The sequence below is a fragment of the Kocuria carniphila genome, assembly GCF_004136555.1.
Classification (GTDB): domain Bacteria; phylum Actinomycetota; class Actinomycetes; order Actinomycetales; family Micrococcaceae; genus Kocuria; species Kocuria carniphila.
Genome location: NZ_NOIT01000011.1, coordinates 81670 through 102546 on the forward strand (window position 1 = coordinate 81670; position 20877 = coordinate 102546).

The 20877-nt window shown below is 63.2% G+C and carries 22 protein-coding genes; 11 read left to right on the plus strand and 11 right to left on the minus strand.

The features are described 5' to 3' along the window. The first annotated feature begins 293 nt into the window (after positions 1-293). Together EWV37_RS09515 and EWV37_RS09520 are read left to right on the plus strand one after the other, a co-directional pair. On the plus strand, positions 294-1721 hold the full coding sequence (locus tag EWV37_RS09515; RefSeq protein ID WP_129701294.1) for an 8-oxoguanine deaminase: 1428 nt from the start codon (positions 294-296) through the stop codon (positions 1719-1721). A gap of 121 nt (positions 1722-1842) precedes the next feature. Further along, on the plus strand, positions 1843-2097 hold the full coding sequence (locus EWV37_RS09520; RefSeq protein ID WP_129701295.1) for a hypothetical protein: 255 nt from the start codon (positions 1843-1845) through the stop codon (positions 2095-2097). Positions 2098-2135: 38 nt separating this feature from the next. On the opposite strand, the gene EWV37_RS09525 is transcribed toward EWV37_RS09520, so the two are convergent. Further along, the gene (locus EWV37_RS09525; protein WP_238663195.1) at positions 2136-2744 is read right to left on the minus strand and encodes a DinB family protein; all 609 of its coding nucleotides are present in this window, start codon (positions 2742-2744) and stop codon (positions 2136-2138) included. A 44-nt stretch (positions 2745-2788) separates the two neighbouring features. Between EWV37_RS09525 and EWV37_RS09530 the strand changes: the two genes are divergently transcribed. Further along, entirely contained in the window at positions 2789-3748 is a 960-nt protein-coding gene (locus EWV37_RS09530) for a helix-turn-helix transcriptional regulator (RefSeq protein WP_158222909.1), read from the plus strand. A gap of 30 nt (positions 3749-3778) precedes the next feature. On the opposite strand, the gene EWV37_RS09535 is transcribed toward EWV37_RS09530, so the two are convergent. The 4 genes from EWV37_RS09535 to EWV37_RS09550 form a co-directional block, all read right to left on the minus strand. Continuing rightward, complete coding sequence (locus EWV37_RS09535) at positions 3779-4273, minus strand: methylated-DNA--[protein]-cysteine S-methyltransferase (protein ID WP_129701297.1); 495 nt, start codon at positions 4271-4273, stop codon at positions 3779-3781. Next, positions 4270-5763 (minus strand): Ada metal-binding domain-containing protein, encoded by a 1494-nt coding sequence (locus EWV37_RS09540; protein ID WP_129701299.1) that lies wholly within the window; start codon positions 5761-5763, stop codon positions 4270-4272. Before EWV37_RS09540 ends, EWV37_RS09535 begins: the two co-directional genes overlap by 4 nt. 69 nt (positions 5764-5832) lie before the next feature. Further along, positions 5833-6033 carry a hypothetical protein gene (locus tag EWV37_RS09545; RefSeq protein ID WP_095797280.1) on the minus strand — a complete coding sequence of 67 codons (201 nt, stop codon included), beginning with the start codon at positions 6031-6033 and terminating at the stop codon, positions 5833-5835. Positions 6034-6112: 79 nt separating this feature from the next. Beyond that, positions 6113-6499: an SRPBCC family protein gene (locus EWV37_RS09550; RefSeq protein WP_129701301.1), complete on the minus strand. Its 387-nt coding sequence runs from the start codon at positions 6497-6499 to the stop codon at positions 6113-6115. 106 nt (positions 6500-6605) lie between these two features. On the opposite strand from EWV37_RS09550, the gene EWV37_RS09555 reads away from it, so the two are divergent. Continuing rightward, positions 6606-7628 (plus strand): NADP-dependent oxidoreductase, encoded by a 1023-nt coding sequence (locus EWV37_RS09555; RefSeq protein WP_238663196.1) that lies wholly within the window; start codon positions 6606-6608, stop codon positions 7626-7628. A gap of 56 nt (positions 7629-7684) precedes the next feature. Here the strand turns inward: EWV37_RS09555 and EWV37_RS09560 are convergent, their stop codons facing one another. From EWV37_RS09560 to EWV37_RS09575, 4 genes are all read right to left on the minus strand, one after another. Then, positions 7685-8236, minus strand: a complete 552-nt coding sequence (locus EWV37_RS09560) for a TspO/MBR family protein (protein ID WP_238663197.1) — start codon at positions 8234-8236, stop codon at positions 7685-7687. A 49-nt stretch (positions 8237-8285) separates the two neighbouring features. After that, positions 8286-8774 (minus strand): DUF2238 domain-containing protein, encoded by a 489-nt coding sequence (locus tag EWV37_RS09565; protein ID WP_238663198.1) that lies wholly within the window; start codon positions 8772-8774, stop codon positions 8286-8288. Between the two features lie 34 nt (positions 8775-8808). Beyond that, entirely contained in the window at positions 8809-9558 is a 750-nt protein-coding gene (locus EWV37_RS09570) for a glycosyltransferase family 2 protein (protein ID WP_129701306.1), read from the minus strand. Between the two features lie 97 nt (positions 9559-9655). Continuing rightward, positions 9656-10108 (minus strand): pyrimidine dimer DNA glycosylase/endonuclease V, encoded by a 453-nt coding sequence (locus EWV37_RS09575; protein ID WP_129701308.1) that lies wholly within the window; start codon positions 10106-10108, stop codon positions 9656-9658. Between the two features lie 115 nt (positions 10109-10223). On the opposite strand from EWV37_RS09575, the gene EWV37_RS09580 reads away from it, so the two are divergent. Together EWV37_RS09580 and EWV37_RS09585 are read left to right on the plus strand one after the other, a co-directional pair. Continuing rightward, positions 10224-10892: a DedA family protein gene (locus EWV37_RS09580; RefSeq protein WP_165189363.1), complete on the plus strand. Its 669-nt coding sequence runs from the start codon at positions 10224-10226 to the stop codon at positions 10890-10892. A gap of 370 nt (positions 10893-11262) precedes the next feature. Beyond that, the gene (locus EWV37_RS09585) at positions 11263-11880 is read left to right on the plus strand and encodes a TetR/AcrR family transcriptional regulator (RefSeq protein ID WP_129701310.1); all 618 of its coding nucleotides are present in this window, start codon (positions 11263-11265) and stop codon (positions 11878-11880) included. Positions 11881-11896: 16 nt separating this feature from the next. Here EWV37_RS09585 and EWV37_RS09590 read toward each other — a convergent pair whose 3' ends face one another. Together EWV37_RS09590 and EWV37_RS09595 are read right to left on the minus strand one after the other, a co-directional pair. Beyond that, positions 11897-13435: a PTS ascorbate transporter subunit IIC gene (locus EWV37_RS09590; protein WP_129701311.1), complete on the minus strand. Its 1539-nt coding sequence runs from the start codon at positions 13433-13435 to the stop codon at positions 11897-11899. Between the two features lie 18 nt (positions 13436-13453). Next, a complete protein-coding gene (locus EWV37_RS09595) occupies positions 13454-14275 on the minus strand; it encodes a PTS sugar transporter subunit IIAB (RefSeq protein WP_129701313.1) in 822 nt (273 codons plus the stop codon). Positions 14276-14371: 96 nt separating this feature from the next. On the opposite strand from EWV37_RS09595, the gene EWV37_RS09600 reads away from it, so the two are divergent. The 5 genes from EWV37_RS09600 (at position 14372) to EWV37_RS09620 (ending at position 20859) form a co-directional block, all read left to right on the plus strand. Continuing rightward, complete coding sequence (locus EWV37_RS09600; protein WP_129701315.1) at positions 14372-15565, plus strand: aminotransferase-like domain-containing protein; 1194 nt, start codon at positions 14372-14374, stop codon at positions 15563-15565. Between the two features lie 59 nt (positions 15566-15624). After that, positions 15625-16449 (plus strand): MerR family transcriptional regulator, encoded by an 825-nt coding sequence (locus EWV37_RS09605; RefSeq protein WP_129701317.1) that lies wholly within the window; start codon positions 15625-15627, stop codon positions 16447-16449. A gap of 161 nt (positions 16450-16610) precedes the next feature. Next, the gene (locus tag EWV37_RS09610) at positions 16611-18323 is read left to right on the plus strand and encodes a choline/carnitine O-acyltransferase (RefSeq protein WP_129701319.1); all 1713 of its coding nucleotides are present in this window, start codon (positions 16611-16613) and stop codon (positions 18321-18323) included. A 50-nt stretch (positions 18324-18373) separates the two neighbouring features. After that, positions 18374-19342: a LysR family transcriptional regulator gene (locus EWV37_RS09615; RefSeq protein ID WP_129701321.1), complete on the plus strand. Its 969-nt coding sequence runs from the start codon at positions 18374-18376 to the stop codon at positions 19340-19342. Between the two features lie 131 nt (positions 19343-19473). Further along, positions 19474-20859, plus strand: coding sequence for an MFS transporter (locus EWV37_RS09620; protein WP_129701323.1), 1386 nt, complete (start codon positions 19474-19476; stop codon positions 20857-20859). Positions 20860-20877 lie beyond the last annotated feature (18 nt).

Consider the following 20877-nt stretch of genomic DNA (forward strand, 5'->3'; position numbering starts at 1 on the left):
TTGTACTGGATTCGTGCCCGGTAGATAGCCCTGAAAGGGCCCGCCGTGGCGGTTGTGCTGTCGAGCGTAGCCTTGCCAGACTGTGACGGGCAACACTTTTTATTTCCGGAATGTTAATTATGATTTCCGGAATATGAAATACCGCGCGGCCGGTCGTTCTCCGAACGTTGGCCCGTGCGGCGTTGGCCTCCGCGAACCCTGCGGCACCTGGATCGGCAGACAGGAACACTGAGCCGGCTCGGTGCCATGCCGAGCTCATCACGGGTGACGGCGGTTGCCCGGAAAGGTGCGCCATGACCCTCGAACGTCCCACCCAAGACCCGACCACGCAGCCGAACGGCACGTTGCTCTGGATCAAAGATCCGGCCGGTATCCACACGTCCTCCCGCGAGAATACTGAAGCGAGCCGCGGCCTGGTGGTGGACACCGGCACCGGGGTCATCACGGAGATGGTGGGCGCGGGATCGGAGCCGACACGGTACGACAGGGTTTTCGACGCCGCCGCCCACGTGGTGCTGCCCGGCCTGATCAACACGCATCACCACTTCTACCAAACGCTCACGCGCGCCTGGGCACCGGTGGCGGACGCTGAACTCTTCCCCTGGTTGCAGGGCCTCTACCCTGTGTGGGCGCGGCTTACTCCGGACGCACTGGAGTCCGCCGTGACCGTGGCGGTGGCCGAACTGTTGTTGTCCGGGTGCACCACGGCGGCCGACCACCACTACGTGTTCCCCGCGGGCATGGAGGAGTCCGTGGACATCGAGGTTGACGTGGTGCAACGTCTGGGCGCTCGCGCCATGCTCACCCGTGGATCCATGTCACTGGGCCAGGACGACGGCGGCCTGCCACCCCAGTCCACGGTGCAGGATCACGACACCATCCTGGCCGATTCCCAACGGGTCGTGGAGAAGTATCACCAACGCGGAGAGGACGCCAGAATCCGGGTGGCCTTGGCGCCCTGCTCCCCGTTCTCTGTCACCCGAGAACTCATGCGGGACACCGCAGCGCTGGCCACCGACCTGGATGTTCGGCTGCACACCCACCTGGCCGAAACCATTGACGAGGAAGACTTCTGCCGCGAACGTTTTGGCCTGCGAACCGTGGACTATCTGGAATCCGTGGGCTGGCTCAGCTCGCGCACGTGGTTGGGGCACGCGATCCACCTGGACGACTCCGAAATCGCACGTTTGGGTGCGGCAGGAGTGGGTGTGGCCCACTGCGCAACGTCGAACATGCGGTTGGGATCGGGGACGTGTCGAGCCCTGGAGCTTGAGGAAGCAGGTTCGCCGGTGGGGTTGGGCGTGGACGGGTCCGCATCCAATGACGGGTCCAACATGATCGAGGAAGTTCGTGCGGCCTTGAACATTCAGCGGCTGTCCGCGGGGCCTTCGCGTGTGCCCGTTTCGCGGGCTCTGAACTGGGCTACTTGCGGGTCCGCGGGAGCACTCGGCTGGGACAACATCGGTGTCCTGGAGCCCGGAGCCAGGGCGGATCTCGTCATGTTCACGCGCGATGAGTTGCGGTTCGCGGGCTCCCACGATCCCGTCGCATCCCTGGTGCTGTGCGGTGCGCACCGGGCGGATCGGGTCATGGTGGACGGCCGATGGGTTGTTGAGGGCGGATCCCTGCCGGGCGTGGATCTCGAGCGCGTCATCGCGCGGCAGGGTGAGCAGGCGAGGCTCTTGATGCGGGACGAATCCAACCCCGCAGTTCTAGGATGAACCCATGTCTAAGACCCCCGCGGAAAAGCTGCTGATCAAGCCCGGTTCCTCCGTCTACTAGGCCGGGGATACCCCGGAAACGCGCGATCTCCTGGAACCGCTGCCGGAGGACGCGGTCTACGTGGAGCACGCCAATAACGCGGACGTTGCGGTGCTGTTCGCCATGAGTCGCGCCAACCTGGACGACCTGTTGGAAGCAAACCTCGAAGACCTCCGGGGTACCCGCGCAGCGTGGATCGGCTACCTCAAGGGCGGCCGATCCAACATCAATCGGGACACCATTTGGACCCGCGTGAACGAGTTGAACTGGACGCTCAACGCCAACGTGGCCATCTCCGAGGAATGGTCCGCCGTGCGGCTCAAGGCCCTGGACTGATTCGCTCAGGAGCTTGGAGCGCCCAGCTAGCCCAACCCTCACCACTCCCGATTCGGATCCAGCCCGTCGACCAGGTCGTTGAGCTCGTACGACCCCTTGCCGTCAATCGACTCTCGGATGATGTCCGCGTGCCCCACATGGCGCGCGAGCTCGCCGACGATGTGGGTCAACGCCCAGCGAGCCTCCCAGGATTCGAGTTCGGGCGGGTACCACGGCGCGTCCGGGACGGGCATGGGGGCGCTTAAGTCGGTGATGGACTCCATCTGCTCGGACGCGTAGGACACGCATCGGTCGAAGAACTCGAGCGTCTCGTCCAGGGTTGCTGGGTGGGCCACGCAATCTTCCATGTACATGTCTTCACCGATGTCCTCCGGAACATCAGGAACATTGGTCTGCTGCGCAGCCATGTTGGACCATCCCGCTGCCACGAGCGCGCAATGCCGCAACAACCCCGTGAGATTCAGCGAGGATGCGGACGGCACGGAATGTGCCTGCTCGTTGGTGAGTCCGTACACCGTGGTGCGCACTTGCGCGAGGTGATACAGGATGTGGGTGATCAGAACGTCTTTTTCGCCGTGTGCTTGGGGAACCAGGAAACCCATGATCTTGCCTCTCTTGAGTGCTTCGACTGCTGATGAGAGCATCATGAACCCCATTGCGGACAGATCCTGTCCCCAGTCACACTGGGTGCGTGACGGATCCGACTTCGCGCGCCCTGAAACTACTGAGCTTGCTCGGCCACCGCCCCGTGTGGCCTGGGCCCGTGCTCGCCGCGGAACTGGGCGTTACGCCGCGAACGCTGCGCCGCGACGTCGACCGCTTGCGAAATCTCGGGTACACCGTGGATGCCGAGCCGGGCCAGGGTGGCGGGTACGCGTTGCGTCGTGGCCAGGCACTGCCCGCGCTGTCGCTCGACGAGGACGAGGCACTCGCGGTCAATGTCGCCCTCGCCGCCGCGGCCGGGTACCTCACCGACGCGCACGCGGGCCAGCGGGCGCTCGCCAAGATCGACGCCGTCCTGCCGCCCGCCGCTCGGGCCCGTGCGCAGGAAACCCGTGCGGCCACGGATCTGAGCGGTGCGGGGATGGCGGTCGATTCCGCGATTCTGGCTGCGTGCGCGGACGGGACCAGGCGCCGCCGTCGGCTGCGGTTCAGCTACGTGGACCGTCGCGGGCGGCATTCGGAGCGATGGGTCGAACCGCACCAGGTCTCGTGCCGCGGGCAGGTTTGGTACTTGGCCGCGTACGACGTCGCTCGTGAGGCTTGGCGTTCCTTTCGCCTCGATCGCATGGCTGAGGTGCGCGTGGGCGACTGGGTGTTTCGTCGCAGGCCCGACGCGGCCGAAGCGCTGGAACGAACGCTCGATCCCGTGCCGTTGGAGGCCTACGAACACGAGGTGGTGTTGCACGTGCGATGTCCGATCGAGAGCGCACCGGACTTCATGACCTGGGACGGCGCGATCCTCCGCGAGCTCGAACCGGGTCTGTGCGAGTACGTCACGGGGACGGATGATCCTGAGGAAGCGGCGTCGTGGTTGACCGGGATCGAGTACGAATTCACGGTGATCGAGAACCCGGAGGTCCGAGAGGCCCTCGCAGAGCTGGGGGAGCGGTTGCTCCGGGCGGCCGGTGGCGCACGACGCGAGGTATGAACAAATGCGTCAAGGTGCAGGCCCGGTGCTTCACGCGCGAGCCTCGCGGTCCAACAAGTTTTGTTTGATGTCGAGCCCCCACGCGAACCCGCCCAGTGAACCGTCCGTGCGCAGTACACGGTGGCACGGTACGAACAGGGCCGCGGGGTTGCGGGCGCAAATGGATGCTGCCGCGCGCACGGCAGATGGACTCCCCAGGGCACGAGCGAACTGCGAGTAGTTCAGCGGTTGTCCTGGTTTGATCTGGCGGAGCGCTGCCCACCCGGCGAGCTGGCCGTCGGTGCCGTGCAGTTCGACCTCCACAGCGTCGAGGGCGTGCGCGTCCCCGGCGTAGTAGGCCTCCACAGCCGACGCCGCGTCCACGGTCCCTTCCATGAGATCGCTGGGGCGGTGAGACGGGCGGATCCGAGAGGCAGTGTCTTCGACGGACGAGGTCCACCCAGAGGCCATGACTTTTCCCGCGTCGTTGGTGATCACCGTGAACGGTCCGTCCGAGGTGTCGATGGTCTGGAATGTGGCGGTCACGAGGGGTCTCCTTGTTGCGACTGCGCGGGCGCGGCGGGCGCCCTCCACAGGTGGGTGGTCAGGTAACTGCGCCACGGCGATGCCTGGGCCGACCAGGCGAGTAGCTCGGACTTGTCCGCCGGCAAACCGGCGCGGCGTGCTCCGGCGCGCAGAGCGCCGTCGTCGATCAGGAACACGTCCGGGTCGCCGGTGACGCGCATGCGCACGTAGTCGGCGGTCCAGGGGCCCACGCCTTTCAGGGCGAGCAAGGCCCTGCGCTGTTCGGCGGGGTCGTCGCCGAACCCGAGACGTAGCTCGCCTGTCGCAATGGTTTTCGCCGCATTGACGACGGCGTTCTGGCGGGCTTTGGGGCCCCGCAAGACTGTGCTGCCTCGCTCCGCGATGGCGTCCATGGTGGGAAACAAGTGAGTGAGTCCGGGCGCGAAGTCGGGGGCGGGCTCACCCAATCCGGTGGTGATCCGGGTGAGGATCGTGCGAGCGGCGGCCACCGAAATTTGCTGACCGATCATGGTTCGGATCAGGAGTTCGTGCGGATCCATGCAGCCTGCTACGCGCACCCCGGGCAGGGCAGCGACGAGCGACTGAATGGCTGGCAAAGAGGCGAGGGCCGTGTCGACGGCGACCGGATCGGCGTCGAGATCGAATAACCGGCGGACGCGGGACATGAGAACGGGGAGGTCTTGCAACTCGGTGACCCGGGCCTGGAGGCGTAGGTCCCCGCTTGGATTCGGCGAGCTGTAAATCCTGAACCACGCGGGTCCACCGGGTAATTGGATGGACCGTTCGTAGGAGGAATCGTTCGCGAATTCGAGGCCGGGAATGGCGCGTGCGGCTAACCAGGCGAACAACCCGGGAAGGTCGATGGGCTCTCGAAAGCTCAGGGAGAGGTCCACCGTGGCGGTATCGGCCTGTGCAGTGCGGTGACCGTGCGCTCGAACCTGCTGGGGTGAGAGTTCATACACGTCGCGAATCGTGTCATTGAACTGGCGGATGCTGCTGAACCCTGCCGAGAACGCGATGTCAGAAATCGGTATGGCTGTTTGCGTGAGGAGGACCCGGGCCGTTTGAGCGCGGTGGGCTCGAGCGAGAGCGAGCGGGCCGGCACCCGTTTCGTCGCGCAGGATGCGGGTGAGATGGCGGGTGGAATAGCCCAGTTGCTGAGCGAGCCCGGAGACGCCCTGCTGATCGATCACGCCGTCATTGATCAGCCGCATGGCTCGCCCGGCAATGTCTCCTTGAAGGTTCCATTCGGGGGAGCCGGGGACGGCCTCCGGCAAGCAACGTTTGCAGGCCCGGAACCCAGCGGCGTGGGCTGCGGCACTCGCGCGGAAGAACTGTACGTTCTCGGCTTTGGGAGTGCGCGCCGGACAGCTGGGCCGGCAGTAAATCCCGGTGGTTTTCACGCCCAGCACGAACTGACCGTCAAAGCGATGATCGCGCGCTTGAACCGCGCGATACCGCTGGTCGAAAGTCATGTTCTGGAAGGTCATGTCACTAGAGTGACACGCTTCCGTGTGTTGAACTAGCGGTTTTCGGACATGACAGTTGGCCGTGCGCGGTTAGGTGCGGGGACGGCGTTCGGCCGGGGTGCGGGCCCCTCGTGCGCCGTCTTGTCCGAAGACACCGACCGCGATCCACGAAACAGTCACCAGGGCCGCACCAAGCACCGCATAGGCCCGACCGGTGTCGAACGCCGCGAAGCCGACCCCGTAGAAGATGGTGATGGCGAGAGCAATGAATGCCAGTGTTTGCCGTTTCATGACTTGAGTGTGCCAGTCACGGAAGGGGCGGACTACTGACATTTGTCACGAATTTGCTCGTGACGGGGCGGCGGAAGAGCTATTCCAACAGGCTGTTCAGCGTCTCAAGGTCCGCGCGCACCATGTCGGTGTCTCGGTCGAAATCCTCGTCACTCGCATTCAGCTGTCGAATCGTGAAGATGACCTCCGCGCCGTCCGGGTGGGGGATCACTCGTAGCGGGTTGTAGACCTCGGTGCCGTCAGGCAAGGTCACCGTGTGGTCCAGTACGCCCAGGTCATTGCGGGAGGTAAACGCGACGGTGACCCGGCCCATGGGTGAGTCGACGAGCAGCCGGTCCCCGTCCTGGGTGACCTCGCTCTGCGCCAGGCCGGCGGCCCAGCGGGGAAGGTTCATGGGCTCTGTCATGAAGGCGTAGATCTCGGCCGGGTCGCGCTGAATGACCTGGGAGACGTGGCGAGTGTTCATGGGTTCCAGCCTAAAGCGCGGTCCGGGTAAGCGCTCAGCGCAAGTCCTCACCATTCACTGCGCCCACGCATAGGCTCGTAGTCCCGAACCATCGATCGGAGAATTTATGCGTGCCATCACTTTGTCCAAATACGGCGGCCCCGATGTCATGAAATTACAAGACATGCCGCGACCAGTCCCGGAAGCGAATCAGGTCCTGATTCGCACGGTCACCGCGGGGTTGAATCCCGTGGATGCATTGCAGCGGCAGGGCACGTTCAGGATGGTCCAGCCGTATACATTCCCCAAGATCACGGGCAACGAATTGAGCGGCGTGGTCGAATCCGTGGGATCGCTCGTCCGAGAGTTCCAGCCGGGGGATCACGTCATGACCCGCACTGGCTCCGAGCAATTGAGCGCGCTGGCTGAGTACGTCGCAGTGGACCAGGATTTTGTGGCGAGGGCGCCCCAGAACCTTCCGCTGTCGGACGCGGCGGCCATTCCGTTGGCTGGGTTGACCGCCCAACAAGCGCTGGGCCCGGAGCACCTCGATCTTCAGGCGGGCGAACGGTTGTTGATCACGGGTGGCGCTGGTGGCGTCGGCCTGTTGGCCATCCAGCTCGCCAAGCTGGCGGGCGCGCACGTGACGACCACGGCGTCGTCGGCGGGTGAAGAACTCGTGCGCGAAGCAGGAGCGGACCACGTGATCAACTACCGCGACCGGAAAATCTCCGAGGGTAACGAGCGCTTCGCCAAGGTCTTGGACCTGGTCGGCGGCGACACGGTGGCCGATCTGATGTCCACTGTGGAGCGCGGGGGAGCCGTGGTGAGCATTGCGGGACCGCCCACCCCCGGCAGTCTGGCCGAAGATAGGGACCTTTCCAAGCCCAAGGCGGCGCTGGTTCGTGCCGTTGAGGAAATTCTGAGCTTCAAAATTCGCCGCTCGGCCAAGAAGGCGCGGGCGACGTTCGAGTTCTTCCTCATGCACCCGGACGGCGAGGGTCTCGCCCGGTTGGCATCGTTGGTGGATCAGGGCAAGCTGCGGGTCACGATCGACAGCCGCTATCCACTCGATCAGTTCCGGGCCGCCTTCGAGCAGTTGGAGTCCCGGCGTTCCAAAGGCAAGGTTCTGGTCGAGATATCGGACTAATCCGGCCCAGGACGACGACGCCGCGTGGGCAGCCAGCGTTGGGCGCCCACGCGCGGTCACTTGCCCGGGTTCAAAGCGGCGATCGCGCCACTGAGGGCCGTAGCACCGCTGGTCCACACCGCGTAAGGGGACAGGAGCAGGCCGAGGCCAGCGTGGGACTTGTCCGCGCGGCGAACCAGGTCGATGGAGCTCACGGCCAGGGCGCCGGCTTCAATGGTCGAGACGACCGGGCGCTCACCGCGGAAGAACAAACCACACCACGCGGCATTGAGAGCAAGGTTGGTGCCGAGTGCTCGCGAGTAGCTCTTGAACTCGGCGGCGTCCCCGCGTTCGTGTGCATCGGCGAGCACTTTGTAAGACACATAGGCGATGTCCGCGTACAAGGCCGTCCACACGATGGGGAAAGCTGCGGCCGGCGGCTGCCAATCAGGCTTGCGAAGGGACTTGTACCAACTGTTCTCGGGGTCGGTGAGGAGTGTGCCCACCGCCGCACAAGCACCCACGGCAGCAATGGTGCCGATGGCTATCTTGCGACGATCGCGTTTACTCTGACGCGTCCGTTCCCGGCGAGTAGGAGAAATCTTGATGCGACTGACGGTGGGCTTCAAGGGGACCTCTTCCCTGGATTCCTAGTGGACAGCAGGCTTCTTACTCTTTCTATCGAGATTTTCTGTGAAGTGCCACCAGGGCGGCACCGAGCACACCAACGGTCACATCGCTCAGGGTGTCGAGGGGTGGAATGTGGATGTCCGGGGTGACCAGAAGAAAGCCGAGGAGCTCCATAACTTCCCACACGACGGCCAGGACGAGCCCGGTGATTGCGCACATCATCAACCGCTGCCCACGGGAAAGACGACCAAGTTCCGGAGATCTCCGCAGCGCGTAGTTCCAAGCGATCCACACCAGTACGTAGGTGCACAAGAAGTGGATCAGTAGATCCCACCACCAGATGCTGCTGTAGACCTGCTCCGCGGCACTCACCCCGGCGACCAGCATGATCAGGCTCGTTACCGCGCGAGCGTGTCCATGGCGGAAGCACAAGAACGCGACGACTTGTCCAAGCCCCACCAGGAGTAGGACCGCCACGTCGATCCAGCGTCCCTGAATTCCGTAGATCAGGGCGAAAAGCAACCCCGAAAAACACATGCTGGAAGCGATATATTCCCTTGCCGCGCCTCGATCAGCCACGCGGTGCCGTCCAGCGGGCACGCATGCGCTCCCACGGCTTCTGCTCGACCCAGTTGGTTTGCATGGTCGTACCTGCCATGTGTAGTTGTCGCATAATCCGGGGTGTCGAGGCGGCCGCCCGCCACGACACCAGCATGACGTTCCGGTGATCCAGCACGACCTTCTGGCGGGGGCCCAACCGGAAGCTGAGGTCGTAGTCGTCATGGATCTCCGGGGACAAGTGCACGCGGTCCCTGACGGAATGCCACCATGCTGAAGACATGGCCATGTTGGACCCCCACAGGGCAATGTGACCTAGCGCGAATCCGCCCACGAGGCGGTACGCGTACGAGTACAAGGCGCCCGCGACTCTGCCCAGCAGCGGGGAACGGGGCCCGAACCGGGCAATACCTGTCACGGCAACCACCTGAGTTCCGCCCTTGCGGGACATGTGTCGTTCCATGCTCTCGGCCATGTGCTCGACCCATTCCTCGGTCGGAATACTGTCCGCATCGCAGCGCAGGATCACGGGATGTTGCGCGGCGTCGTACCCGGAACGCACGGCGTACGCCACGCCGGGGATGTCCTCGCGAAAGCACGTTACGTCCGGGAATTCACTGAGGACCGTCGCGATGTCATCGGTTGAGCCGTTGTCCACCACGATGATCTCGTCCGGTAGGTGCGTTTGCCGGCTCAGTGCACGCAAGCAGCGGTGCAGGTACGCGGAATCATTGCGGGTGGGTATAACCACGCTGCACTTCATGGTTCTCCAAGCCGGTGGGGAGGGGGCTACATGCGACTTTACGGGGGGATGCTCCCTGGTACCCATGTCAAGACAACGGCGTTCGCTCACCGCTCGATTAACTGCCCAGCGGCTTGATGCGCTCCCAGGGCTCGATGGGTCCCTCGACCACGGTGAAGAGTGGGTGCGGGGTGGGAGTGTTCACTGCGTCCAGGCGCGCGCGGCCCCAGTCCGGATCGCGGCCTTCAACCTTCTGGCGAAGGAACGCGAGCTCGTAATCGAGCTGCCCGGTAGTCACATTGATGGTGTCTGGTTGGTGGGAGCGATCAAGCGAAATCCGCCCGCGATCAAAGCTGTAACCGCGCCGGTCCGCTTCGTCCGCGATGGCATGCAGATAATCAGCGACTGCCTGCAGGGGATCGGGGCGATCACGGAAACGCTCGAGTTGGGGGTGGTGGGTATAACCCTTTGTTTCGCCGCGCAGGACCTTTTGAGCCAGTAAGGTTTCTCGCCAGCCGGCGACCAATGCGCGTCGATCCAACAGGGCGGGGTCCAGCGACCAGAGTCTCATGGGCTCATTGTGCCCTTTGTCTCTCCACGTTTTGAGGGGGATTGCGTTGGGGAATCTCCAAGCGCGCTCACGTATCATGACCGCGTTCCTGAACCCCACACAAAGCGAATGCGTGATGTCCCTAGTCTCTGTCCTCCTGCCCGCCCAAGCAGCCGGTAGTGCTGAACTCGATGGTCTCGCAGGGTGGGTGGTCGACGTCATGGAGGCGATTGGCGCCCCGGGTGCCGGTCTGCTGGTTGCGTTGGAGAATCTGTTCCCGCCGTTGCCGTCGGAAGTCATCCTGCCGCTGGCCGGGTTCACCGCGAGCCAGGGCAACTTTTCCCTGGCCGGTGCCATCTTCTGGACCACTCTGGGTTCTGTGATAGGGGCGATTGCCCTGTATTGGATCGGTGTTGCGCTGGGCCGCCGCCGCCTGCGTGTGATCGTGGACAAGATGCCTCTGGTTGATCTGGATGATCTGGACCGCACCGAAGACTGGTTCAATCGGCACGGTAAAGCGACCGTGTTCTTCGGTCGAATGATCCCCATCTTCAGATCATTGATTTCAATCCCCGCCGGAATCGAACGCATGTCGTTTCTTCTTTTCGTGGCATTGACTGCGGCAGGTTCCCTGATCTGGAACTCCGTTTTTGTGGTGGCCGGTTATTTCCTGGGCGAGAATTGGCATATCGCGGAGCAATACGCCGGAGTGTTCTCCCGAATTGTGGTCATCGCCGTTCTGGTGTTCCTGATCTGGTGGGTGGTTCGGCGCGTGCGTCGAAACAAAAGGAAGCCGGCAGCCTAACCGTCCAACACTCAGAGACCCAGGCCGACCAGAAAGCAGGTGCATCCATGAACCTTATGGGCATTCTGGGAGGCCTGGGTCTTTTCATGGTCGGTGGTTCTTATTTGATAGTCGCTAAATAGGGTGCGGCCGGTCTGATCAGTCGAAACAGTTCGATCGGGATACGCACCGCGAAGACTCAAGCCTCCGATGCGGCCGCGGTCAGGGCGCAGAAGTCTCAGGGCCGAACGCAATCAGCCGATGGACCGTAACCCAATCTGCGGCGGGATGCCCCCGAGACATCCCTCGACTTAACTGATCCTGAGAACGCCTGGACACGTCCATACATTTATAACAGCGTTATCTCGATAGTCACCAGTACCATTGCGGGGTGGCCAGACCCAGAAAGTTTGATGACGAAACGCGCGCGGCGCTGATTCGCGATACCGCCGACCAAATTGTGTCCGGCGGCGTCGAATCGGTATCGCTTCGCCCCTTGGCAGCCAAGCATGGCTGTTCCACCACCGCGATTTACACCATGTTCGGGAGTCGCGATGCCTTGATAGAGGCCGTCGTTTACGAATCCGTCGGTAGTTTCACCCGATCGCAAGAGAGCGTCCCGGTCACCGGGGACTCTTTGTCTGATCTCTTAGAACTCGGCAGGGCTTACCGGCGTTGGGCTCTCAAATACCCGGCGCTTTACGTGATCATGATCGGCCGCGGTGGAAAGCGCCCGGACATCAACCCGGAGGATTTCACGGAGGACTCCCCCAGGATGATCGCAGCGAAGAAGGCGATCGAAACGCTTTTCAGGCGAGTGGCTGACTGCGCCGCGAACGGAATTCTCGGGGATTACCCCATTGAAGAAATGGGCAATTCCATCTGGGCTGGTGTGCACGGCTGGGTTTCCATCGAGGCAGCCCGTCCCGTGATGATCGGTCAAGACGCGGACGCCGCGTACGAGCGCTATATGCAATCGCTCGTACGCGCGTGGGCACCTGTTACTTAGGACGTATGAAGCCGAATCAGTTCATCGGTGGTGGGGGTACTGGAGCACCCTGTGGAGGAGGAATTTTTCTGTAGCTCCTGCCTGAGCTGGCTGGACTCGCTGGTTTCTCGGGCGTGGTTTTCTGAGTGGCCCGAGACGGAGCAGGGTCCCAATGACCATCAACGGCCTTCTTCTGGAACAGGATGGCCAGCGCAAGAACGGTTAAGCCGATAAGTAAGACCACGAAGATTCCGCCAACCGCGCCCAATTTGGCTGCCGAGCCGACCAGGATCCCAAACCAGCCAAAATCTGCGTCGCCAAATGTGGTGTTCTCTGAGCCGAATGTTCCAAGAACGGACAGAAGGAAGGCTGGCAGGAATGTAATGATCAGACCGTTGACCAGACCACCTGCCATCGCACCCCGACGCCCACCAGTGGCGTTGCCGTAAACGCCAGCCGCTCCCCCGGTGAAGAAGTGGGGGACCAGGCCAGGCAGGATGAGAGCGATACCGAATGCCGGATTGAGCCAAACACTGAGTACGGCGAGACCGAGAAGACCTCCAATAAAACTGAAGATGAAGCCCAAGAGGACGGCGTTCTGCGCGTACGGAAAAACTATGGGTGCGTCCAAGGCCGGAATGGCACCCGGCACGACTTTGGAGGCGATGCCTTGGAATGCGGGCACGAGTTCACCCAAGATGGTTCGCACACCAAAAAGAATCACGGCTACTGCCACACCGAACTGCAGCCCTTGTGTGACCGACTGCATAATGTAGTTGCCCACGCTGGTCGCACCGCCCTCAAATGCAGTGAACGCTTCCTCCGTGCCGGTGCGCACCATGAACAGGATGGCCATGACGACGTACATGAGAGCCATTGACAGCGCTGTGGCGACCATTGAATCTCGCAGGAACCGTAAGCCTTCGGGGAGCTTCAGGTCCTCGGAGGAGGGGCTGTTCTTACCCACCGCGCGTCCGGCGGCACCCGCTGCGATATAACCAGCGGTCCCGAAGTGGCCAATGGCCACGCTGTCATCTCCCGTGATTTTTCGAGTCCAGGGGTGAGCGAAAGCGGGCATGGAGACCATCAGGATTCCCAGCAGGAGTGCCCCGAGTAGGACTGTCACCGTTCCGTTGTAGCCCGCGGTAGCAAGAATGATCGTCAGCATGGTAGCCATGAAGAGCACATGGTGACCGGTCAGGAAGACGTACCGGAGTGGTGTAAAACGCGCCAGAATCAGGCTGACGACAAAGCCCAGGATCATCAACCAGGCGACCTGGGCGCCGTACTGTTCTTGGGCGATTCCGGCGATGGCTTCGTTCGTAGGTATGACACCTTGGGCGCCGGTAGCTCCCAGGATCATGTTCCCCAGGGGGTCCAAGGACGCCACCACCAACGTTGCGCCGGCGCCGATGAGCAAAAAGCCAAGCGTGGCCTTGATGGCGCCGCCCACCACCTGGCCGGAGGATTTCCGCAGGGCAATGAGACCGATGGCCGTGATGATGCCGATGAGGAATGCGGGCACGGCCAAAATTTCGTTGACCAGGAATTCTGCGATGCTGACTAGCCAGTCCATGGGGAATCTACTTTCGCACTAGACGTCGTAAGAATCGCGCAGGACAGCGTCGAGCTCTGCCGTGCTGGTGAAGTTTTCAATGACTTTGACCGGAATTCCGAGGTCACCCAGGGTTCGTGCGATTTCTCCCGACGTGAGAATCAGATCGGCCTCTTTGGCTTTGCCTTTGGCGGAGATCGTGTCGGTCGCTTCCACCGTGATGTAAGAACCCCATCCCCAGTGGTCGAGTACCTGTTCGAGAGTGTTTTTGAGGAACAGGCTGGTCCCCAAGCCATTGCCACATACCGTGAGGATCTTGTTTGTGGTGGTTTGGGTCTGCTGGTCCGCCGCTGCGCCTGAACGTGCAGTTGATTCGTCCTGGCTGTTCGGATGACTGGCTTGACGGCCCGCAGGGGCGCCATCGAGTATGGCGAGGACTTCTTCGGGAGTTGCGGCCTGATCTAAAGCGGCGCGCTTCTTGGGTGCCCCGAGAACCTTGGCCAGTTGCTGCATCGCTTTAGTGTGGGCGGAATCGTCGTGTGCCGCTAGTGCCACAACCAGCGACACGGGGTCATTCTTGGCGTGACCGAACTCGACCGGAGTTTTCAGACGCACCCATGACATTGCAGTGCGATGGACGGCCTCTGACGGGCGAGCGTGGGCGAAAGCGAATCCGGGGGCCACGACAATGTAGGGGCCGTTCTTTTCGACACTGTTGATCATCGATTGTGTGTACTGCTCGGTGCACGCGTCCGACTTCTCAATAAGGGAGCCGGCGAACCGAATGGCTTCGCGCCAATCGTCGGCTTCGTGATCCAACGCAATTGCGGAGCTGTCCAGTAACTCAACGATTTCCGACATGGTGTCAGGCTAGCCCCGGCGGCCTTACCGCGGAAGGATTCTGCGCCTGATGGGGCCGTCGGGATGACCCCGCGGCGCCGTGAAATACTCGTCTGCATGAGTGCACAGGGTGAGTTCAGATTTCGCTTGGCCGATCGTTTGGACGGGGTGGACTCCTCTCCGGTGCGGGACCTGCTGGATGCGGTCTCCAAGGAGGGCGTGATCTCGTTTGCCGGCGGTGTGCCGGACCCCGCGTATTTCGAGGTCGATGACATTCGCGCCGCTTATGATTGGGTCTTCGAGAACCACGCCGAGCGGGCCTTGCAGTACGCCTCGAGCGAGGGAGAGATCGAACTCCGAGAGGAAGCCGCGCGGCGCGTGAGCCGTCACTTGCCCACCATCCCCGAGCAGATCCAGGTCACGACCGGTTCGCAAGAGGGATTGTTCGTAGTGGCGCAGGCGCTGGTGAATCCGGGTGACGTGGTGCTGGTCGAACGCCCCACCTACCTGGCGGCAGTTCAAGCCTTCGAACTCAACGGCGCACGGCTGATCGGTGTGCCCACCGACGACAACGGCGTGATTCCACACGAACTCGAGAAGCTCATCGCGGAGCATTCGCCCAAGTTCGTGTACCTGATCCCGTCGTTCCAGAACCCCTCGGGCGTGTGCATGTCGGTCGAGCGTCGGGCGGCCGTGGCGGATGTTCTGCTGCGTACTGGTACCGCGCTTGTGGAGGACGATCCATACGGCGAGCTGTGTTTCGAGGGTGAGCCACTGCCTCCCATCGCGTCGGAACCGGGAATGTCCGCGCAGACCATCCTCCTGAACTCGGTCTCCAAGGTCATTGCCCCGGGTGTGCGGATCGGGTGGATGCGCTCGGAAGGACCCATTCAGTTCACCCTCACCGTGGCCAAGCAGGCGATCGGGCTGCAGTCCCCGGTCCCGGACCAGCTCGCAGTCGCGCGATACCTGGCCACCGCCGACGTCGAGGCCCACCTCGACAAGGTTCGTCCCGTCTACGCCATGCGCGCTAAAGCCATGTACCAGAGCCTCCAGCGCATCCTTCCCGACGGCGCCGAGGTCACCCAACCCGACGGCGGCATGTTCCTGTGGGTCCGCCTGGGCCACGGAATCGATACCACTCGATTGTTGGAGATCGCACTCGACGAAGGCGTGGCCTTCGTGCCCGGTGCATCGTTCTTCGCTCACGATCCGGATCGCTCGACCATGCGCTTGTCGTTCGTGACCCACTCACCCGAGGTGATCGACGAGGGGCTGGATCGTCTGGGGCGCGCGTTGGCCAAGTACTAGGGCTTGACCCTCACGCGACGTCAGGGCGAACAGTAGGGGTTGTGAGAGATGCTGAAGCCATGACGCAAGAACACGAGGCAAGCGAGAACCCAGCGGGAGACGAGCTGCTGACGGTGGGAACGGCGTCGTCGTTAATCGGCGTGAGCGTGAGGACGCTGCATCACTGGGACCATATCGGCCTGGTGGGCCCCAGCGGCCGCACGAGCACGGGATATCGCCTGTATTCGGCGGACGACGTGGCGCGGATCCACCGTGTGCTCATTTACCGGGAGCTGGGGTTTTCGCTGACCGAAGTGGGCAAGATTCTGGACGACCCGTCCGTGAACGAGAGCGCACACCTCGAGAAGCAGCGAAAACTGCTGGCCGAACGCATTGATCACCTGCAGCAGATGGTCTGCGCAGTAGATCAGATGATGGAGGCGCGAGCCGTGAACAAGAAACTCACTCCACAGGAGCAAAGCGAGATTTTCGGTCAGGACTGGAACCCCGAGTACCAGCGTGAGGCCGAGGAGCGCTGGGGCGATACCCACCAGTGGGAACAGTCGCAACAGCGGGCCGCCGGGATGTCCAAGGACGACTGGCAGCGGACCAAGGCCCAGAGTGATCAGCTCAACCAGGAACTGGCCCAAGCCGCTCGGGATGGGATCGAACCGGGGTCGGAACAGGCCAATCAGCTGGCGGAACAGCACCGTGCATCCATTGGGCAGTTCTACGACTGTACCCATTCGATGCAGGTGTGCCTGGCGACCATGTACACCCAGGATCCGCGATTCACGGAGTACTACGACACCCTCGAACCGGGGTTGGCCGACTGGTTGTACCGTGCGGTGGCCGAGAACGCTCGGGCGAACGGGGTGGACCCGGACAACGCCACGTGGGAGTAACCGAATCGCCCCGTGGGCAGCGCGTGTGACGGATGACGCGCGGCCCACGGGGTGATTTCTCAACCCACATTGCAGTGTTCTCCGGCAAGATAGAGGGTGAATCCGCACCGGGGACCTGGCGCATTCGCGCGCCCCGGTGAGCCGCGCTGAGAGGATCCCGCATGTCCGTGAAGCCCCTGCCCGTTCCCGAGTTGGACGCAACCCTCGATCGCTTCCTGGCCACGGCCCGTCCGTTGCTGGATGACGCCACGTACGAGGAGACCGTGCAGGCCACCCGTGATTTCCGGGAGCAGCAGGGTAGTGAGGTGCAGGCCGGCCTCGAAGAATTCGCCCGCGACGAGAACGCCGCCGGCAACAGCTGGCTGTCCGAGGACTGGCTCAGCGGCTACCTGATGACCCGTACCTCCTTGCCGCTCACGAGCAATGTGGGTTTCCAGATCACGGGTGACTTTGGTGCCCCCGGCCTGGGCCGGGCGGCCGAGCTCGTGTATCGAGCGGCGTCGGTGCATCTGCAGCAGGTGCGCGGCGAGACCCCGCAAGAAGTGGATCCGCGCGGCAACGAGATCAGCATGGAGCAGTGGCGGTGTCTGGAGGGCGGGCTGCGTCACCCGGCCGTGGAAGTCGACGAGGTCACCCGCCCGGAACTCTCCGCTGCGGATCGCGAGATCGGCGTGATTCACCGGGGCCGCCTGTTCGCGGTGCCCGTGAGCGACCAGGACGGCCAGCCGCTGTCGCTGCGCACCGTGGCCGAATCATTGCGTTCGGTGGTCGACGGCGCTGAGGCCGCCACGGAGCCCGAGCTCCCGTTCGGCACGCTGTCCTACCTGGGCAGTGAGAAGGCCGCGCCGCTGCTGGAGGAGCTGACCGAGAACCCTCACAATGCGGAGATCTACGACCGGATCACCCGCATGATCTTCATGGTCAACGTGCTGGACGCCCAGGCCGAGGTCATCGAACACCTCGAACACTCTGCCTTCGAAGTGGGTCACGCGTGGGCCTATAAGCCGCTGACCTACGAGGTGTGCCTGGCCGATGATTGGCTGGCCGTTCACGTGGAACACAGCACGGTGGACGGCGCCACGATCCTGGCTGCCGTGGCACGCATGCAGGAGGTGGCCATCCCGGAGCAGCCGGCCGCCACGGGGATTGCGTCACCGGAGCCGCTGACGTGGGACCTGAGCGATTCCCTGCGCTCGACCTTGCTGGATGAACTCGCCGCCTACCGCCGCGCGGCGGCGCTGCACGGCGTACACCGGGTGTTCGTGCACCGGCCGCACAAGGCTGAACTTCCGTTCCGCATCAGCGACGACGCCGCCCAGCAACTGATCATGCTCTACGCCCAGTTGGCCACCTACAACCGGGTGCGCAGCGTGTACGAGGCTGTGGACATGCGCGAGTACCAGGCCGGTCGCACGGAATGCCTGCGCCCGGTGACTGCGGAGGCGGTGGGGTTCGTTGCGGCATTGCAGGCGGGGGAGGCGACCCTCGAGCAGTTCCAGGCCGCCCTTGATGCTCACCGCGGCTGGGTCAAGGCGTGCAAATCTGCTCAGGGCATCGACCGTCATTTGCTCGGCCTGCAGTACGTGGCCGAACGGAGCGGTATGGACACCTCGTTCTTCGCCAACCCGGGTCTGACAACCATGCGGCGTGATTTCCTGTCCACCACGTCCATCGGTGGGCCGGAACAGATCGTGCGCTACGCCTTTGCCCCAACCACCCCCGAGGGCTTCGGCATGACCTACACGCGCCTGTCCGACGGGTACGAGTTCTGTATCAACTACCGCAGGGATACTTCCGAGGACCTCGAGGGGTTCGCGCGCAACCTCACGGTTGCTGCCGAGAAGCTGTGGGAGTTCGTGAAGCGGGTGGGTTAAGGCTCAACCGGAACGAAACAAGTGGCGCGGTCACCTGCCACACTGACCCCATGGCTGATACGAGTTTTCGCCGGGTCAAGTACTTCCTGGCCGCGGTGGATGCGGGGACTATGACGGCGGCGGCGCAGTCGCTGCGGATGGCCCAACCGGCGTTGAGTCGGCAGATCAAGTTGTTCGAGCAAGACCTCGGTCTGACCCTGTTCCGGCCCAAGGGCAACCGGTTGGTGCTCACTACCGCGGGGGAGCGGCTGGTGCCCATGGCGCGCAGACTCATGGGCGAGGTGGATCGCTTCGAACGCGGCGCAGCCACGTTGAGCACCGGTCGGGTGTCGACCCTCACGGTGGGCACCACGGAGGCCACGCTGCGCAATCTCCTGGCGCCGTTCATCGCCACTCTCGGTTCGGACGACCCCTTGGTCAACGCCCGCACGGTGATCCAGGCGAACATACCGGTGGCCCTGCGCGAAGGCTGCGATGCCGCCATCTCCACCGCCCCCATGCAGGGTGAATTGGTGTCCGAGACCCTGGGGTCAGCCCCAATCTACGCGTGCGTGTCCGCGCGTCACCCGATGGCGCTCGCGGGCATCGTCGAGGCGCCCATTGAAGACTTCGCCGATCACGCGGTAGTCCTCCCCACCCACCGCAATGCGAGTCGTTACCTCCTGGACTTTGCGCTCTCCGCAGCCGGCATCCGTTTCCCCTCGGTCATGGAATCCGACGACGGCCAGGCGATCATGGCGCTCGCCGCCTCCGGGACCGCCACGGGCTTCACGTCCGAGCTCCCGCGATTCGAGGTACATCCCATCCGCGTGCTGGTTCCGACCATGCGCGCTCCAAGCAGGGTCGTCGATGACGACGCCGCTCGCGAACCTCTCGCGATCGAGCTTCACCTCGTGTGGCCGCGAGGGCACTACGCCCACGAACAACTGCTCGAGCTGCCTGGAAGGCTGTCGCATTTCCTGGACCGATGGGCCGCTGCGGATTGGGCTGGCATGGACGAGCCCTGGAACTATGCCTAAGGGGCATGAACAGACTGCTCGTTCGGTATTTGACGCCTTGCGATCCGGGTCACATAGTGAGTATTTAACACTCTCTGTGCCCTGAATCATGCAGTTTTGGGGCTCGCACCACCGTTCTTTCGAGGTTTCCCATGTCCAGTACTTCAGCTTCCCCGGCTGGTGGCGTCGATCCCACGCCCACCGAGCGGGTCCATGATCCGAAGAAGGCCCGCCGCGCCCTGTGGGGTGCGTACATGGGTACGTCCCTCGAGTGGTACGACTTCTTCCTGTTCGGCACCACGTCCGCCATTGTGTTCGCCCCGCTGTTCTTCGGCGGAGACGATCCCGCCTTGGCCACCATCAGCTCGTTCCTGCTCTTCGGCGTCGGCTTCATCGCCCGCCCGGTGGGTGCTTTGCTCGCGGGTCACTTCGGCGACCGCATTGGCCGCCGTACCATCTTGATGATCACCATCGTGGCCATGGGCGTCGCATCCACCTTGATCGGCTTGTTGCCCACCTATGAAACCGCGGGCATCGTGGCACCCATCCTGTTGGGCGTACTGCGTTTCGTGCAGGGCATGGCCGCCGGCGGCGAGTGGGGCGGTGCCACGCTCATGGCCGTGGAGAACGCGCCCGAGAACAAGCGTGGGTTCTACGGGTCCGTGGTGCAGCTGGGTTCGCCCACCGGCACCATCCTCTCCAGCGTGATCGTGGCTGCTGTGGTTGCCGCGTCCGGTGAACAGTTCCTCGAGGGCGCTTGGCGTATTCCCTACCTCATCTCCCTCCTGCTGGTTGCCGTGGGTGTGTGGATCCGTCTCAAGGTTGACGAGACCGATGACTTCAAGGAAGCGGAAGCCGCCAAGGCCGCCTCACCCATCGAGAAGGAAAGCGCACCGGTTGTCGAAATCATTCGCACAGTTCCGGGTCGCTTGCTCGTGGGTATCGGCACCTACCTGTTCGGCAACGCAGGCTTCTTCATGCTGACCACGTTCATGATCAGCTACGTAACGGATGAGCTCGGTCTGCCGTCCACCACTATCCTCAACGCCATCACATGGGGTGCCGTGGCGCAGATCGTCTGCATGTTCGTGGCCGGCAAGGTCGCGGACAAGACGAGCCCCTCCGCCGTGGTGGTTGTCGGCTATGTGATCGCCGCACTCGTTGCCTTCCCGATCTTCTGGCTCATGGACACCCGCTCCACCGGCATGATCACCGTGGCGCTGATTCTTGGCTTGGGCTTCGCATCGATTGCCTACGCCCCCGTGGGTACCGTGCTGACCCAGCTGTTCCCCGTCAAGGTTCGCTACTCGGCGATTGCCCTGTCCGCCAACTTGGCGGGCATCGTGGCGGGCTTCATGCCGGCCTTGGCCGCCACCATTCTTGTCGCGACCGGCGGTGGATCGACCGGCCCGGCCATCCTGCTGTTCGTCATCGCTGTCATCTCCCTGGGCTCCTCCATCATCGCCCGCATTCTCATCCGGCGTGATAATGCACAGGGCGTCGACCAGATCGGCGGGGAGCTGCTCAACCGCAAGTAACCGCATAAGGAGTCACGC

Excerpts from the sequence above, each read along its gene's own strand:
- EWV37_RS09615 (WP_129701321.1), top strand. The coding sequence starts at position 18,374 with ATGGCTGATACGAGTTTTCGCCGGGTCAAGTACTTCCTGGCCGCGGTG.
- EWV37_RS09575 (WP_129701308.1), bottom strand. The coding sequence starts at position 10,108 with ATGAGACTCTGGTCGCTGGACCCCGCCCTGTTGGATCGACGCGCATTG.
- EWV37_RS09595 (WP_129701313.1), bottom strand. The coding sequence starts at position 14,275 with ATGTCGGAAATCGTTGAGTTACTGGACAGCTCCGCAATTGCGTTGGAT.
- EWV37_RS09515 (WP_129701294.1), top strand. The coding sequence starts at position 294 with ATGACCCTCGAACGTCCCACCCAAGACCCGACCACGCAGCCGAACGGC.
- EWV37_RS09565 (WP_238663198.1), bottom strand. The coding sequence starts at position 8,774 with ATGTGTTTTTCGGGGTTGCTTTTCGCCCTGATCTACGGAATTCAGGGA.
- EWV37_RS09550 (WP_129701301.1), bottom strand. The coding sequence starts at position 6,499 with ATGAACACTCGCCACGTCTCCCAGGTCATTCAGCGCGACCCGGCCGAG.
- EWV37_RS09540 (WP_129701299.1), bottom strand. The coding sequence starts at position 5,763 with ATGACCTTCCAGAACATGACTTTCGACCAGCGGTATCGCGCGGTTCAA.
- EWV37_RS09590 (WP_129701311.1), bottom strand. The coding sequence starts at position 13,435 with ATGGACTGGCTAGTCAGCATCGCAGAATTCCTGGTCAACGAAATTTTG.
- EWV37_RS09610 (WP_129701319.1), top strand. The coding sequence starts at position 16,611 with ATGTCCGTGAAGCCCCTGCCCGTTCCCGAGTTGGACGCAACCCTCGAT.
- EWV37_RS09600 (WP_129701315.1), top strand. The coding sequence starts at position 14,372 with ATGAGTGCACAGGGTGAGTTCAGATTTCGCTTGGCCGATCGTTTGGAC.
- EWV37_RS09555 (WP_238663196.1), top strand. The coding sequence starts at position 6,606 with ATGCGTGCCATCACTTTGTCCAAATACGGCGGCCCCGATGTCATGAAA.
- EWV37_RS09620 (WP_129701323.1), top strand. The coding sequence starts at position 19,474 with ATGTCCAGTACTTCAGCTTCCCCGGCTGGTGGCGTCGATCCCACGCCC.
- EWV37_RS09580 (WP_165189363.1), top strand. The coding sequence starts at position 10,224 with ATGTCCCTAGTCTCTGTCCTCCTGCCCGCCCAAGCAGCCGGTAGTGCT.
- EWV37_RS09570 (WP_129701306.1), bottom strand. The coding sequence starts at position 9,558 with ATGAAGTGCAGCGTGGTTATACCCACCCGCAATGATTCCGCGTACCTG.
- EWV37_RS09605 (WP_129701317.1), top strand. The coding sequence starts at position 15,625 with ATGACGCAAGAACACGAGGCAAGCGAGAACCCAGCGGGAGACGAGCTG.
- EWV37_RS09545 (WP_095797280.1), bottom strand. The coding sequence starts at position 6,033 with ATGAAACGGCAAACACTGGCATTCATTGCTCTCGCCATCACCATCTTC.
- EWV37_RS09525 (WP_238663195.1), bottom strand. The coding sequence starts at position 2,744 with ATGATGCTCTCATCAGCAGTCGAAGCACTCAAGAGAGGCAAGATCATG.